Source organism: Luteibacter sp., from assembly GCF_051958795.1.
GTDB lineage: Bacteria > Pseudomonadota > Gammaproteobacteria > Xanthomonadales > Rhodanobacteraceae > Luteibacter.
On the sequence record NZ_JBQCFT010000194.1, the window covers coordinates 1 to 12,920 of the forward strand.

The window sequence follows — 12,920 nt, forward strand, 5'->3', positions numbered from 1 at the left end:
GGTGGCCAATGCGTGGCGCACCAGTTCCGGCGCACGGCGGAACAAGGGCTCGCTGAGGCCGACGCCACCGGGGACGTTGTCGTAGAGGTACACCGTGGGCAGGAAGCGCTCGAAGGCATCCGGCAGCGCCAGCGAGCCATCCGGCGCACGGATCTGCCCTCGCCCGCCGGCATCGACCTGCGCCGACCAGCCGCCGTCACCCGAGCCCACCGCCTTCTGCAGGTCGCGCGGCTCGGCCATCACCGCGACGATCGCCGCGGTATGCAGGGCGTACGCGGCGCCGAGGAAGCCATCGAGCGCATGCTGGCGCGAGCGGAACACCTCATCGAGCACGGCCTGCGGCAACTGCCACCAGACCGCGGTGGAGTGCAGTTCCTGGTCGGGCAGGTTCACCGGGCCATAGCCGATGTTCTCGTGTGTGTAATAGCGGATCTTCTTGTAGCCCGACACGCGGCGCACGACGTGCACCTCGCCGTGCCGTACCGTGCCCTCCCCCGCGTTCGCGCCATCGAAGCACTCCAGTTCCTTGAGCTTCGTGTAGTCGATCGCATCGGTGTAGTAGTCGACATGCGTGCGCGTGCAGTACGCCTTGCGCCCTTCCCAGTCCAGGCGCTCTACCTGGTAGGGCACGCTCTGGATCATGTGGATGGCGCCTTCGTAAAGCGAAAGCGCCGCAGCGGAATAGTCGACTTCCGCAATGATCGCCTGGCGCCCCTCGGTGCGGTCCACGACGACAAAATTCCCGTCCGCCACCGAGCGCAGGCTCACCGCATTCGCGGGATAGCTGTCAGCGATCCATTCCCAGCGATCGCCCTCGCAATGCAACACCTCGGCTTCCTGGAGCACCTGCAGGTAGGGCTCGGCGTCGTTTGGACCGAACGGATCGGCACCGACGAACGGAAGCTCGAACGCGGCGCAGCGGATGTGGTCCAGCAGGATCAGCGGCTGGTCGGGCTGGATGCGCGCGTGCTCGGGGCTGGCCTCGGTGAGGAAGGCCGGGTGCCGCATCAGGTACTGGTCCAGTGGCGCGCTGGTCGCGACGAGCACGCCCAGCGAAGGCTGCTGCCGGCGTCCGGCACGACCAAAGCGCTGCCAGGTGGCGGCGATGGAACCGGGATAGCCATTGAGGACAACGGCATCCAGGCTGCCGATATCCACGCCCAGTTCCAGTGCCGAGGTGGAAACGATGCCATCCACGTTACCCGCGCGCATCTCGCGCTCCACCTCGCGCCGCTCGGTGGGCAGGTAGCCACCGCGGTACGCCCGGATGCGCGGCGCCTTGCGCCCGTCATGGTCGAACACATCCTTCAGGTACTTCGTCAGTACTTCGACCATGAGCCGCGACTGCGCGAAGACCAGCGTCTTCATCTTCGCCTTGATCGCCACCCGCGCGATCAGGTTGGTCTGCGAGCGCGCCGAGGCACGCAGGCCCAGGTCCGGATTCACCACCGGGGGATTCCACAGCAGCACGTGCTTGTCGCCACTGGGCGCACCACTCTCCGCTACGGTCAGCACCTCGTCCTCGATCAACGCTTCGGCATGCTCCGTGGCGTTGCCGATCGTGGCCGAGCACAGGATGAATTGCGGCTGCACGCCGTAGAACGCGCAGATGCGCTTCAGCCGGCGGAGCACGTTGGCGAGATGCGACCCGAACACACCGCGATACGTGTGGATCTCATCGATCACCACGTAGCGAAGGTTCTCGAAGAACTGCGCCCATTTGGTGTGATGGGGCAGGATCGCCTGGTGCAGCATGTCGGGGTTGCTGACCACGACGTCGCCATGCAGGCGGATGGCCTGGCGCGCATCGCCCGGCGTGTCGCCATCGAAGGTGAACGCCTTCACGCCCAGGTCGCCGGCGCGGTTGAGCTCCAGGAGTTCGGCCACCTGGTCCTGGGCCAGTGCCTTCGTCGGGAACAGGTACAGCGCCTTGGCCCCGGCTTCCAGTACCGAAGATACGACTGGAAGCGTGTAGCACAGCGTCTTGCCCGAGGCCGTCGGCGTCGCGACCAGCACGTTGCGACCGGCGCGCGCCCCGTCCCAGGCTTGCTGCTGGTGCGAGTACAGCCTTTCGATGCCGCGCGCGGCCAGGGCAGTCGCCAGTGGCGCGGGCAGATCGTCCGGCAACGGCACGAAACGCCCCTCCCGGCCGAATACGGTGAAGGCCGAGGCCACCCGGTCGGCGTACTTGTCCGAGAGCCGGTGCGCCAGCGTCCGGCCATCGTGGAGGGTGGCGAGGGCCGCATCGGCCTCGTCGGTGCGCTTTGCTTGGAGGTAGGCGGCCATGGCGAGGTCGGGCGGAGTGCGGGCCCCGTTTATGCCCCGCGCCCGTCTCACATCCTGCGACAGCCTGCTCAGCCGGCGGTGGCGGCCTCGCCCGGCACCGGTTCGAACCGCCAGTTGCCGTTTTCGTCCTCTACCTTGATCTCCGCGTCCTGGCCCGGCTGCGCCCGGATGGAGGCGACCAGCTGGTGCGCGTGGCGCAAGGCCTCGTCCTGGGACGCGAACTGGCCGACCAGGTCGGCGTTGCGGCGCACGATCCACTGCCCGCGTGGCGCGGCGTTATACGGCAGGTAAAAGATGATCCGCACCGGGTAGCTCCGCATGGGAGGGCCCGTTGCCCTCCATGCCCCGACCGTAGGGGCGCCTTCGTCGCGGAGGCGTTACGGCAAGGTGGCTGGGATGGTCACGTCAGCCGGAATAGGCATTGCGGGCGGCGGCCAGCCATCCAGCGTGCTGGCAGCCCTTTTCCATCGCGGCATCGACGGCCGCGCGCTCGTCCAGGAATTCCTCGAGCAGCGTGATCATGACGAAGTCGCGCGGGCCGGCATGCGCCAGTTCCACGATATAGGCCGACTTCCACAGGCCGGTGGCGTGGCGAAGCGTGCGTACCTCTACGCAGTACTGGCCTACGATGCGCCGGTGCATGTCACGGTACTCCCATCGGGCGACGCGTTGCGTTAGGCCGATTCTTGCGCCTTCGCGTCGCCGATGACAAGCGTCATCTGAATGCTCAGGCTTTGGGCGGCGCCGCAGCCGCGAGGCCCTCGCCGCTCGCCGGGATGGAGAACGACTTGGACTCGCCCTGGCCCACCGTGGCATCGGCCTCGACCCGGTCGCTGCTGCATGCGCCATGCGGCATGACGGTCAGCTTGCGGGCGCCCGAGGGGACGTGGAGCACGAGCTGCTGGCCGATTTCCATGTCGGCGACGACCTTGTCATCCACGTACACGGCGCTGGAGCAGCCGGCGCCCCACAAGCCCTGCTCACGGACGACGGTCAGGGTCGCGTCGCCATCGGACGGGTTCTGGTAGGCGAACGTGGTGCTGGACAGTACGTCGTGGATGCCGACGTGGCGCTCGTTCTGGGTAGCGCAGCCGGTGATCAGGACGAGACCGGCAATGGCGAGGTAACGCATGGCGTGGAACTCCTTGGGGGACCTGGCAAGCATTCTTTCGCAGATGTGCAACCCGGGTGAAGTGCCGTGACGCGCTTTCCACGCGCCGACCCGAACAATGCCGCCCCCAATGCCCCCAAGGAAGCCCCGCCATGGCCAGCCGCGACTGGATCGAGATCGAATCGTTCGAAGCCGTCGACGACATCGGGGTCTTCGACCGCCCGGACATCCCCAGGGTTGAGGCAATTCTTAGCGGCGCCCCGGAGCGCGAGTGGCAACAGTTCTTCGCCGTGCGTGCCCGGGCCCTCGAACAGAACCAGCCCGGCCTGCGCATGGAGATCCTCGCGGATCGCCTCGGCTTCCATACCCGCGCCAGCCACATCGAGGAGACCTGCCGGCTGGTGAACGATGCCGTCCAGGGCACCAACCACGACTACGCGGCACAGAAAGCCGCCGAGGAAAGGCGGATCGCCGACCGCGACGCCGAGGTCCGCGAGCTTATGTCCAGGGTCAAGGAGATCAATTCGGACTGGCCGCCTGAAAGAGGCGCGGAATGACTTGCGCGAGCCCCGCCCGGCGGGGATAGACTGCGCCATGAACAATCGCCCCGATGCCCTCGTATTCGATCGTGCCAGCATGGTGGCGGAAACCGTCGCGATGGTGCTCGACGACGCGGGATACGCCGCCCGTGCGACGGTGACCTATCGGGACGCCAAGCGGGCGTTCCAGAACATGCCCGACCTCTCCCTGCTGGTCATCCACGCCGACACGCCAGGTGAGCGCCGGGGCACCGCCCTCATCCAGGCCGTGCTCCGCGAGCGGCCGAAAACGGCCATCGTGGTCGTGTCCAGCCGTCTTCCGCAGGACCTCGAGCCGTTTCCGCTCAGTGCCGTCTTCCTCGAGACGCCGTTCGACCGCGACCAGCTGCTGGGCGCGATCGACAACGCCAGGGAGCGCCGGCCCCGCGCGGGGCGCTAGCGCTCCAGGCGGTGCAGCGACTCGCGGGCCATGCGCCAGCCCTCGGAAAGCGCCATCTTCTGTGAATCGTACGAGACGCCGCCGCTGTCGCTGGTGTCGATGATGGTCGTCCCGTCGCGGGCGAACACGCGGTAATCCCAGGTGTAACGTGGCACATCGTGGGTGCTGCTATCGCGCAGGCACTCGACGTCGATGCGGGATTCTTCGTCCAGGTCATGGCCCATGGCACGCTCCTCCGGCTGTCGGGAGGTTGAGTGCAGCAAGGTCGTTATAAAGAGGGCGCGAATACGACGGAAAAAATCCGTCGCCCGTGCGGCGAAGGGTTCCTGATGTGACCGGCGTCGCCGCGATGGCATGCCGGAAGGTGACCACACGGGTATGCTCGGGCCATGTGCGGACGCTATGCCACCTATGGGCCAGCCAGCATGTCGCGGGAGGCCCGCGACGTCCTCGAGCGCCTGGAGCTCGACCTGTCGAGCGAGATCAACCAGCGCGAGGACCGCTTCAACATCGCGCCCACCCAGCGCGCGCTCGTGGTCACGGCCAGCGACGCCGCCCACGCGGAGGTCGGCTTCTTCCGCTGGGGCCTAGTGCCCTCCTGGGCGAAGGACACCTCGATCGGGGCCCGCACCATCAACGCCCGGCGCGAGGGCCTCGCGGAGAAGCCTGCGTTCCGCGCCGCGGCTAAAAAGAGGCGCTGCCTCGTGCCCGCCTCCGGCTATTTCGAGTGGCAGGGCGAAAAGGGCAGCAAACAGCCGTACTTCATCCGCCCGCCGGACGGCAGCCTGCTGATGTTCGCGGGCTTATGGGAGGTGTGGCGTGGCGAGGACGGCGAGCCGTTGCGCAGTTACACGATCATTACCGGCGAGCCCGGCAAGGTGGGCGGCGATATCCACGACCGCCAGCCGGTGATCCTGGCGCCCGACGCCTGGGAGGACTGGCTGTTCGCGCCCCCTGACGTGGCGCTGCCGCTGCTGGAGGCGGCGAACGAACCGGAACTGGTGTACTACCCGGTGCCCAAGGCGGTGGGGTCGCCGAAGAACGATGACGTTTCGTTGGTTGAGCCCCTACCCTGACGGTAGGAGCCCACCCTGTGGGCGACATCTTTCGCGATACCGTCCGAGACCCTGTGGTGTTGCCGCGAACGGCGTCGCCCACACGGTGGGCGCCTACAACAAGCCCGTTACAGGCAGGAAATCGCTTCGAGGCGGTAGGTGCCGTCGTACTCGCGGCCCTTCTTGAACTTCTGGATCTCGTACATCACGACCTGCGCGCCAGCGCCGTTGGCGGTAACTTCCAGGCGCTCGTGCTTGCCGTCGTCGCTGGCCGTGACCACGCCCTTGTCGTCCTTCGCGTCGCCCTTCGCGTCCTTCGTCAGCGCCTGCCACTTCGGCACCACGCACTGGACGTAGGCCGGCACGGACTTGCCCGTCTTGCTGCTGAGCTTGGGCAGGGTGTCTTTCATGCCGCTGGTGGCGCAGCCGGCCAGGAGGAGGCAGCCGGCGATCGCAAGAACGTGTTTCATGCTGGATTCCACGGTAAGGTTCCCGGGATTCTAGCCGACCGCGCGCCCGGGCATCAGGTCCCCGCGCGCGCCACGCTATCCGCCTCGGCACGGGCGAGCTGGTTGGTGTTGCACTTCAGGTAGCTCGACGAACCCAGCCACTTCTTGTCCGGGTAGTACGAGAAGACCATCTGGCCACCCTTCAGCGCATCGATGAGCTTATGGGCCACGGCCGTGCTCACCGCCGGGCAACCCCAGCTGCGGCCGATGCGGCCGGCGGCGCGGGCCATGGTCTCGCTCACGTAGGCGGCGCCATGGATCACGATGGCGCGGGCCAGCGCATTGCTGTTCACGCCGGGCTCCAGGCCCGTCATGCGCAGCGAGTAGCCGTTCTTGCCCATGTAGGTGTCGGAGGTACGGAACAGGCCGATGCTCGACGCCAGGCTGTTCGGCGCGTTCGAGAACTTCGTGCTGTCGGCGTCGCCACTGTTCTTGCCGTGGGCCACCAGCTCCTGGAACAGCAGCTTGCGGTTCACCGTATCGAATACCCACAGCCGCGGCTGTGAGGACGGCTTCGAATAATCGATGACCGCCAGCCGGTTCGAAGGCGCACCGCCCTGGCTTTGCGCGCACTCGGCGGCCTCGACGGCGAGTCCGATCACCTTGGGGTCAGCGGAGGGGGCCAGTTTGGCCAGCGCGGCGCCGAGCGAATCGGCGGCATGTGCATTTAGCGGGAGGAAAGCGACTACACCGAGCAGCGGTGCGGACGCTAATAGCGTACGGATCGTTCGGATCATCAGGCCAGCCGGGGGACTACAGATTCCCCGATCCTAACGTGGTGATCATTTACTGACCACAACATCGTCACATCTCTGCCCTTCATATATGTGAAAGGGTGAAGGAATCACCGCAGAAAAAACTGGAAGCAATAGATCATGACTATGGAAAAGCGGTTTACCAGCACCTTCGCCACGTTTGTCGTGGCGCTCACGATCCCGTTGTGTGCCAAAGCCCAGAGCCCCTCCCCCACGGCCTCGGCCGCCAATCCTCCGCCGATCGTCGCGCCCGCGCCGGGCTCATCCGTCAGCGTCACCCTGCCGCAGCCGCCCGATGACCCGGCGGCCCAGGCCATCTATGCGCGGATCGTGGCGATGGCGCCGATCCAGGGCGGCCCGCTCACCCGGCAGGAAGCCGCGATCGGCCAGGCCCTCTCCGACTTCTATACCCAGCGCCACTACGCGCCGGCGTGGTCGGACAGCGATAACGTCGATCAATTGTTCGCCGGCCTCGCTTCCATGGCGGGTGATGGGCTGCTGCCGCAGGATTACGGCCTGGATGCCCTCCGCAACATCTGGCAGGCCCCCGGGTTCAAGGATGCCAGCCCTGCACAACATGCCGATTTCGACCTTATGGCGACCCGGGCGTACATGACGGCCCTGGTCCAGCTCGCTCGAGGCAAGGTGGACCCGTCCCGGCTGGATCCGGTCTGGAACATCGACCCGCTCGCCATCGATCCGCAGCAGGGTTTGTCCATGCTGGAGACCTCGATCGATGAACGCTCGGTGGACCAGGCCTTCGGCATGGCGCGACCCCAACACCCGCTCTACGCGAAGCTGCGCGATGGCCTCGCGCGACTGCGTGATGCCGCCAGCCACGGCGACTGGCCCACGGTCCCCGACGGTCCCTCACTGAAGCCCGGCATGAAGGATCCCCGCGTCGCGGCGTTGCGTGCCCGCCTGGTGGCCGGCGATTACCTCGACCCGACGCTCGCCAACGGCGAGCACTACGACAACGCCGTGACCGATGCGGTCAAGCGTTTCCAGCAGGACCATTACCTCGACGTCGACGGCGCGGTGGGCGCCGATACGCTGACGGCGCTCAACGTGCCCCTGGCGCAACGCATCGGCCAGGTTCGCGCCAACCTGGAGCGTGCACGCTGGTTGCTGCACGCCCTGCCCGGCACCTTCGTGGTCGTCGACGTCGCGGGTTTCAAGATCAGCTACTACCGCGATGGCAATCCGGTCTGGAGGTCGCGCGTGCAGGTCGGCAAGCCGTACCGGAGCACGCCGATCTTCCGCTCGCAGATCACCTACGTCACCTTCAACCCGACCTGGACGATTCCCCCGACGATCCTTAAAAACGATGTGCTGCCGAAGATCCGCGCGAACCGCGGTTACCTCGCCAACAACCGCATCCGCGTGCTCGACAGCGCCGGCAACACCCTGTCCCCCGCCAGTGTCGACTGGTCCAACCCGCGCGGCATCACGCTGCGCCAGGATGCCGGTGCGGGGAATTCGCTGGGCCAGGTGGTGATCCGCTTCCCGAATTCGTTCGCGGTGTACCTGCACGACACGCCGCACCAGGAGCTGTTTTCGAAGGCCAAGCGCGATACCAGCTCGGGCTGCATCCGCGTCGAGCACCCGCTCGACCTGGTCCAGTTGCTCTTCAACGATGATGAAAAGTGGAACCGCGATGCGATCGATGCGCGCATCGCCACCGGCAAGACCCAGAACGTGACCTTGCCCACCACGGTGCCGATCCTGCTGGCGTACTGGACCGTGGATATCGATGACGACGGCCGCCTCGCATTCAAAAACGATATCTATGGACGCGATGCCCCCCTGCTCGCCGCCCTGGACAAACCGCAGCAGCTGAAGGCGCTCTGACGGCAGGCACATGATGCATTCCGCCGCAGCCCGGCCATGGGGGCCGGGCGTATACTGCGCCGATGAACGTCCCCCTCGAAGCGACCGAACTTTCCCTCCACGACCAGGTTCACCATGAAGGCTTCGCCTTCGTCCACGGGGACACCATGCGCGAACTGGTCGGGCACGTGGCCTCGCTGGCGGACTGGGACGCCTTCGCCGCCAGCTGGAACGCACTGGAACCGGATACCTACCTCGCCGCCACCGGCCGCTTCCGGCGCCGCCGGCATGCCACGTATGCGGCCGAGCGCTTTGGTCAGGTCGAGCCGCGGCCGCACCAGGCCCACTTCCAGACGCTCGCCTATAACCGGCTGCAGGGCGACATGGAGCGCTGGTTCGAGCCGGTGCTTCCGGAGATCGCGACCGGCCCCAGCATGATGGCGATCCTCGGTTTCTGCCGCGATTTCTTCGGCGGGCTCTCCCCCGAGGTCGCCCACTGGCATATCGAGACCCACCAGTTCCGCATCGAGGCTACCGCTGGCGCAGCCGGCGAGCCCACCCCGGAAGGCAGCCACCGCGACGGCGTGGACTACGTGATGGTGCTGCTGATCGACCGGGAGAACATCGCCAGCGGTACGACGACCATCCATGCCCCCGATGGCCGCTCGCTCGGCGAGTTCACGCTGGAACGGCCGCTGGATGCGGCCCTGATCCACGATCCCCGGGTGTTCCATGGCGTCACCCCGGTGCTGCCACTGGATCCTTCGAAGGCCTCGCACCGCGACGTCCTCGTCGCGACCTTCCGCGCCGGCTAGCCGGTCAGTCCCCAGACGGGGTAGTCGCCCCGATCTGGACGCGTGCTCCACCGGTGTTTCACGGGTCGTCCGGCGTACTTCGGGCATCCCCCGCCCGGAGCGCCCGCCGTGAATTCATCCGTCTATTGCATCACCCGCACCGTCGAACAGGCTGAGCACATCGTGCTCGAACTGAAGCAGGCCGGATTCACCAGCGACGATATCTCCGCGCTGTTGCCCGACCGTCGCGGCAGCCGGGACTTCGCCCACGAGCACCACACCAAGGCGCCTGAAGGCGCGACCGCTGGCGGCGTGGTCGGCCTCGGCCTCGGCGCAGGGCTGGGCTGGCTTGCCGGCATCGGCGCGCTGGCCATCCCCGGCATCGGCCCGTTCATCGCGGCGGGCCCGATCATGGCCGCACTGAGCGCCGCCGCAGTCGGCACGGCGACCGGCGGCATCATCGGTGCCCTGGTCGGCATGGGTATCCCCGAGTTCGAAGCCAAGCGCTACGACGCGAAGGTGCGCGAGGGCAGCATCCTGATTTCCGTGCACACGGACAGCGGCAACCAGCGTGACGCCGCCCGCGAAATCTTCAAGCGCAACAACGCGGACGATATCTCGACGGGTGCCGAGGCCCGCGCGCCGGGCTGATGCCTAGCCCCGGCATGGAGCGGAAAGCGATCCCTCCATGCCGGGCGCACTTGTGGCCAGGTTGTCCGGGATTCTCAAATTTCCGACATCCCCGCGTGCCACAATGGCAGCCCACGCCGTAGCAGACTGAAGTGATGAATTCGTCCGGTAAATACGATTTCAGACAGTTCCAGGACGAACTCGCCGCACTCGAGCGCAAGCAGGCCGATAGCAAGCCGACTCCGCCGCCTCCGCCGGTGGAGAAGCGCAAGCCCGGCCGGCCCAAAACCATCCGTGTGGATCCCCTCGCCGACGCGCGCGTCGCCTTTGAGGCGCTGCGCACGCGCTACAAGCTGACCGTGGCGGATGTCGTCGCCTGGTTCCCCGAAGAGGAAGGCGTGGCCTACCTGCAGGCGCTTCTCGCCCAGCCTGCGCCAAAACGCCGCCGCAAGAAGGCCGACGACCCGGCTGGCTGACGGCGTACGATGGTTCGCATGACATCGCGCACCCGCACCCCAGGCCTTCGCTCCCTCCTGTTTGCCTACCGCGGCACCATCATGCCGGTCATCTGGCGGCGGGTGCTGTACACGGTGCTGCTCTCGATGGTGGTGGCCGTCCTCGACCTGCACTACGGCTGGTTCGGCGCCGGTCTCAACGCCACGCCGCTGACGCTGCTCGGCCTGACGCTCGCGATCTTCCTTGGCTTCCGTAACCAGGTCGCCTACCAGCGCTGGTGGGAAGCGCGGATGCTGTGGGGCGAACTGATCACGATCGCCCGCGACCTGGCCCGGCAGATCCAGGCCTTCCTTCCCCATATGGATGGCACCGTCCGTGCCACGCTCATGGGCATGCTCATCGCGTTTGCGCATACGCTGCGGCACCACCTTCGCGGTACCGACCCGTCCGCCGAGCTGGGCCGCTGGCTGTCGCCGCGCCTTGCCGAAGAGACGCTCGCCGCGCCCAACCGGCCCGCCTACATCCTCCACCGGATGGGTCCCGCACTCGCCGATGCCGCCCGCAGCGGCCAGGCCGACCCGATCCTGCTGGCGAACATGGACCTCAAGCTGAGCCAGCTCTCGCATGTGCTGGCCGGCTGCGAACGGATTAGCGGCACGCCGATCCCGTTCTCCTACATCCTGCTGCTGCACCGCTCGGTGCACGTGTACTGCTTCTTCCTGCCGTTCTGCCTGGTGGGGCTGATGGGCTGGTTCACGCCCGTCGTGGTCGCGATCCTCGCTTACACCTTCTTCGGGCTCGACGCCCTGGGCGACCAGATCGAAGATCCGTTCGACATCATGCCGAACGACCTGCCCATCGATGCGTACGCCACGACGGTGCAGAACGACATGCTCGCGCTGCTCGGTGATCGCTAGACGCTGAACGCTGGGGCGTCGCTCCCCGCCACGCCATTGGGTCGTTATATCACGGTGTGATATATTCGCCGGATCCCGTCGTCCGTGCGCGCCCATGACCCAGCAAAAAACCCCGCGCCTCGCAAAGGCCGATTTCGAGCAGCTATCGGAATTCCGCTACCAGGTCCGCCGGTTCGAGCGGTTCTCGGAGAACGCGGCGCAAGGAGCAGGCCTTACCCCACTCCAGTACCTCCTGCTGCTGCATATCAAGGGCTACCCGGGCCGTGAGTGGGCGTCGGTCAGCGAGCTGGCCGCGCGCCTCCAGGCAAAGCACCACGGTGTCGTCGCCCTCGTGACCCGCTGCGAAGACCTGGGCTTCGTCACCCGCACGCCCTCGAACGAGGACCGGCGCGTGGTCGAGGTCCGGCTCACGCGTGAGGGCGAGGCCATGCTGGTGAAGCTGGCCGCGATGCACCGCGCCGAACTGCGCTCGCTGCAGGGCACGCTCTTCATTCCCAACCTTCCCCACGACGACACATGAAACACGACACCTCCCGAGGCGACTTCTTCGCCAACCCGCGGATGCCGCTGATGGCGGGCCTGGCCGTACCGGTCGGCATGCTTTCCACGCTCGCCGCATTCGTGCTGATCAACCTGATCCACCTGTTCACCAACCTGTTCTTCTTCGGCAGCTTCTCCTTCGCCGAGCGCTCGCCCGCGACGAACACGCTGGGGCTGTGGGTCATCGCCATTCCCGTCATCGGCGGCCTGCTCATCGGCCTGATCGCGCGGTTCGGTACGGAGAAGATCCGTGGCCACGGCATTCCCGAGGCGATCGAGGCGATCCTGTTCGGCAAGAGCCGCATGTCACCGAAGGTCGCCGTGCTCAAGCCGCTGGCATCCGGCATCGCGATCGGCAGCGGCGGTCCGTTCGGCGCGGAAGGCCCGATCATCATGACCGGCGGTGCGCTGGGCTCCATGCTCGGCCAGACGCTCAGCCTGACCGCCGCGGAGCGAAAGACACTCCTCGTCGCCGGTGCCACCGCCGGCATGACCGCCGTCTTCGGCACGCCGCTGGCCGCGGTGCTGCTGGCCGTCGAACTGCTGCTGTTCGAATGGCGCCCGCGCAGCTTCATCCCGGTCGCCGTGGCGTGCGCCGTCGCCGGCTTCGGCCGCGCGGTGTGGTTCGGCACGGGCGCCATCTTCCCGCTCGAGACCGGCCAGCCGCAGATGGTGGCGTTGTTCTCGTGCGTGGTCGCCGGCCTGCTTTCCGGCATGCTGGCCGCGGCGCTGTCGGTCGCGCTGTACAAGGTGGAAGACCTGTTCGCAAAACTGCCGCTGCACTGGATGTGGTGGCCGGCACTCGCGGGCGTGGTCATCGGCATCGGCGGCTTCATCGAGCCGCGCGCGCTCGGTGTCGGCTACGACGTCATCGACGACCTGCTGCACCAGAACGTCCTGATGCAGGTGGCCGTGGGCCTGCTCGTGGTCAAGGCGATCATGTGGGTGGTGGCGCTGGGCTCCGGCACCTCCGGCGGCGTGCTCGCGCCCTTGCTGATGCTTGGCGCGGGCCTCGGCGTGGTGCTCAGCCGGATCCTGCCAGGAGCGGATCCGATGCTG

At 67.0% G+C, this 12,920-nt stretch carries 17 protein-coding genes; 10 read left to right on the forward strand and 7 right to left on the reverse strand.

Annotated elements, in window-relative coordinates:
* The 4 genes from ACTHLF_RS09825 to ACTHLF_RS09840 form a co-directional block, all read right to left on the reverse strand.
* Positions 1-2,286: DEAD/DEAH box helicase (locus tag ACTHLF_RS09825; protein ID WP_440327002.1), on the reverse strand; the 2,286-nt coding region annotated here is incomplete at its 3' end.
* Positions 2,287-2,354: 68 nt separating this feature from the next.
* A complete protein-coding gene (locus tag ACTHLF_RS09830) occupies positions 2,355-2,591 on the reverse strand; it encodes a hypothetical protein (RefSeq protein WP_440327004.1) in 237 nt (78 codons plus the stop codon).
* Between the two features lie 100 nt (positions 2,592-2,691).
* The gene (locus ACTHLF_RS09835) at positions 2,692-2,928 is read right to left on the reverse strand and encodes a hypothetical protein (RefSeq protein WP_440327006.1); all 237 of its coding nucleotides are present in this window, start codon (positions 2,926-2,928) and stop codon (positions 2,692-2,694) included.
* Positions 2,929-3,013: 85 nt separating this feature from the next.
* Positions 3,014-3,418: a hypothetical protein gene (locus ACTHLF_RS09840; RefSeq protein ID WP_440327008.1), complete on the reverse strand. Its 405-nt coding sequence runs from the start codon at positions 3,416-3,418 to the stop codon at positions 3,014-3,016.
* A gap of 131 nt (positions 3,419-3,549) precedes the next feature.
* Here ACTHLF_RS09840 and ACTHLF_RS09845 point away from each other — a divergent pair, with 131 nt between their 5' ends.
* Positions 3,550-3,954, forward strand: coding sequence for a hypothetical protein (locus ACTHLF_RS09845; RefSeq protein ID WP_440327009.1), 405 nt, complete (start codon positions 3,550-3,552; stop codon positions 3,952-3,954).
* 37 nt (positions 3,955-3,991) lie between these two features.
* The gene (locus ACTHLF_RS09850) at positions 3,992-4,375 is read left to right on the forward strand and encodes a hypothetical protein (protein ID WP_440327011.1); all 384 of its coding nucleotides are present in this window, start codon (positions 3,992-3,994) and stop codon (positions 4,373-4,375) included.
* Here the strand turns inward: ACTHLF_RS09850 and ACTHLF_RS09855 are convergent.
* Positions 4,372-4,599 carry a hypothetical protein gene (locus ACTHLF_RS09855; RefSeq protein WP_440327013.1) on the reverse strand — a complete coding sequence of 76 codons (228 nt, stop codon included), beginning with the start codon at positions 4,597-4,599 and terminating at the stop codon, positions 4,372-4,374. The genes ACTHLF_RS09850 and ACTHLF_RS09855 overlap by 4 nt on opposite strands.
* A gap of 165 nt (positions 4,600-4,764) precedes the next feature.
* Between ACTHLF_RS09855 and ACTHLF_RS09860 the strand changes: the two genes are divergently transcribed.
* On the forward strand, positions 4,765-5,451 hold the full coding sequence (locus ACTHLF_RS09860) for an SOS response-associated peptidase (protein WP_440327015.1): 687 nt from the start codon (positions 4,765-4,767) through the stop codon (positions 5,449-5,451).
* A gap of 107 nt (positions 5,452-5,558) precedes the next feature.
* Here the strand turns inward: ACTHLF_RS09860 and ACTHLF_RS09865 are convergent, their stop codons facing one another.
* Together ACTHLF_RS09865 and ACTHLF_RS09870 are read right to left on the reverse strand one after the other, a co-directional pair.
* Positions 5,559-5,900: a hypothetical protein gene (locus ACTHLF_RS09865; RefSeq protein ID WP_440327017.1), complete on the reverse strand. Its 342-nt coding sequence runs from the start codon at positions 5,898-5,900 to the stop codon at positions 5,559-5,561.
* A gap of 53 nt (positions 5,901-5,953) precedes the next feature.
* Positions 5,954-6,676, reverse strand: a complete 723-nt coding sequence (locus ACTHLF_RS09870) for a murein L,D-transpeptidase catalytic domain family protein (RefSeq protein WP_440327019.1) — start codon at positions 6,674-6,676, stop codon at positions 5,954-5,956.
* A 138-nt stretch (positions 6,677-6,814) separates the two neighbouring features.
* On the opposite strand from ACTHLF_RS09870, the gene ACTHLF_RS09875 reads away from it, so the two are divergent.
* The 7 genes from ACTHLF_RS09875 to ACTHLF_RS09905 all read left to right on the forward strand — a co-directional run.
* Complete coding sequence (locus tag ACTHLF_RS09875) at positions 6,815-8,545, forward strand: L,D-transpeptidase family protein (RefSeq protein ID WP_440327020.1); 1,731 nt, start codon at positions 6,815-6,817, stop codon at positions 8,543-8,545.
* Between the two features lie 62 nt (positions 8,546-8,607).
* Positions 8,608-9,339: a 2OG-Fe dioxygenase family protein gene (locus ACTHLF_RS09880; protein ID WP_440327022.1), complete on the forward strand. Its 732-nt coding sequence runs from the start codon at positions 8,608-8,610 to the stop codon at positions 9,337-9,339.
* A 108-nt stretch (positions 9,340-9,447) separates the two neighbouring features.
* Positions 9,448-9,969 (forward strand): hypothetical protein, encoded by a 522-nt coding sequence (locus tag ACTHLF_RS09885; protein WP_440327024.1) that lies wholly within the window; start codon positions 9,448-9,450, stop codon positions 9,967-9,969.
* 134 nt (positions 9,970-10,103) lie between these two features.
* Positions 10,104-10,424 carry a 2-hydroxyacyl-CoA dehydratase gene (locus ACTHLF_RS09890; RefSeq protein WP_440327026.1) on the forward strand — a complete coding sequence of 107 codons (321 nt, stop codon included), beginning with the start codon at positions 10,104-10,106 and terminating at the stop codon, positions 10,422-10,424.
* A gap of 18 nt (positions 10,425-10,442) precedes the next feature.
* Entirely contained in the window at positions 10,443-11,321 is an 879-nt protein-coding gene (locus tag ACTHLF_RS09895) for a bestrophin family protein (protein ID WP_440327027.1), read from the forward strand.
* A gap of 94 nt (positions 11,322-11,415) precedes the next feature.
* On the forward strand, positions 11,416-11,841 hold the full coding sequence (locus ACTHLF_RS09900; protein ID WP_440327029.1) for a MarR family winged helix-turn-helix transcriptional regulator: 426 nt from the start codon (positions 11,416-11,418) through the stop codon (positions 11,839-11,841).
* Positions 11,838-12,920: chloride channel protein (locus ACTHLF_RS09905; RefSeq protein ID WP_440327031.1), on the forward strand; the 1,083-nt coding region annotated here is incomplete at its 3' end. The genes ACTHLF_RS09900 and ACTHLF_RS09905, both read left to right, overlap by 4 nt.

What these genes read in the sequence shown, in the direction of transcription:
- ACTHLF_RS09865 (WP_440327017.1), bottom strand. Translation starts at nt 5,900, where the DNA reads ATGAAACACGTTCTTGCGATCGCCGGCTGCCTCCTCCTGGCCGGCTGC.
- ACTHLF_RS09835 (WP_440327006.1), bottom strand. Translation starts at nt 2,928, where the DNA reads ATGCACCGGCGCATCGTAGGCCAGTACTGCGTAGAGGTACGCACGCTT.
- ACTHLF_RS09880 (WP_440327022.1), top strand. Translation starts at nt 8,608, where the DNA reads ATGAACGTCCCCCTCGAAGCGACCGAACTTTCCCTCCACGACCAGGTT.
- ACTHLF_RS09895 (WP_440327027.1), top strand. Translation starts at nt 10,443, where the DNA reads ATGACATCGCGCACCCGCACCCCAGGCCTTCGCTCCCTCCTGTTTGCC.
- ACTHLF_RS09860 (WP_440327015.1), top strand. Translation starts at nt 4,765, where the DNA reads ATGTGCGGACGCTATGCCACCTATGGGCCAGCCAGCATGTCGCGGGAG.
- ACTHLF_RS09870 (WP_440327019.1), bottom strand. Translation starts at nt 6,676, where the DNA reads ATGATCCGAACGATCCGTACGCTATTAGCGTCCGCACCGCTGCTCGGT.
- ACTHLF_RS09855 (WP_440327013.1), bottom strand. Translation starts at nt 4,599, where the DNA reads ATGGGCCATGACCTGGACGAAGAATCCCGCATCGACGTCGAGTGCCTG.
- ACTHLF_RS09875 (WP_440327020.1), top strand. Translation starts at nt 6,815, where the DNA reads ATGACTATGGAAAAGCGGTTTACCAGCACCTTCGCCACGTTTGTCGTG.
- ACTHLF_RS09900 (WP_440327029.1), top strand. Translation starts at nt 11,416, where the DNA reads ATGACCCAGCAAAAAACCCCGCGCCTCGCAAAGGCCGATTTCGAGCAG.
- ACTHLF_RS09845 (WP_440327009.1), top strand. Translation starts at nt 3,550, where the DNA reads ATGGCCAGCCGCGACTGGATCGAGATCGAATCGTTCGAAGCCGTCGAC.
- ACTHLF_RS09890 (WP_440327026.1), top strand. Translation starts at nt 10,104, where the DNA reads ATGAATTCGTCCGGTAAATACGATTTCAGACAGTTCCAGGACGAACTC.
- ACTHLF_RS09840 (WP_440327008.1), bottom strand. Translation starts at nt 3,418, where the DNA reads ATGCGTTACCTCGCCATTGCCGGTCTCGTCCTGATCACCGGCTGCGCT.
- ACTHLF_RS09850 (WP_440327011.1), top strand. Translation starts at nt 3,992, where the DNA reads ATGAACAATCGCCCCGATGCCCTCGTATTCGATCGTGCCAGCATGGTG.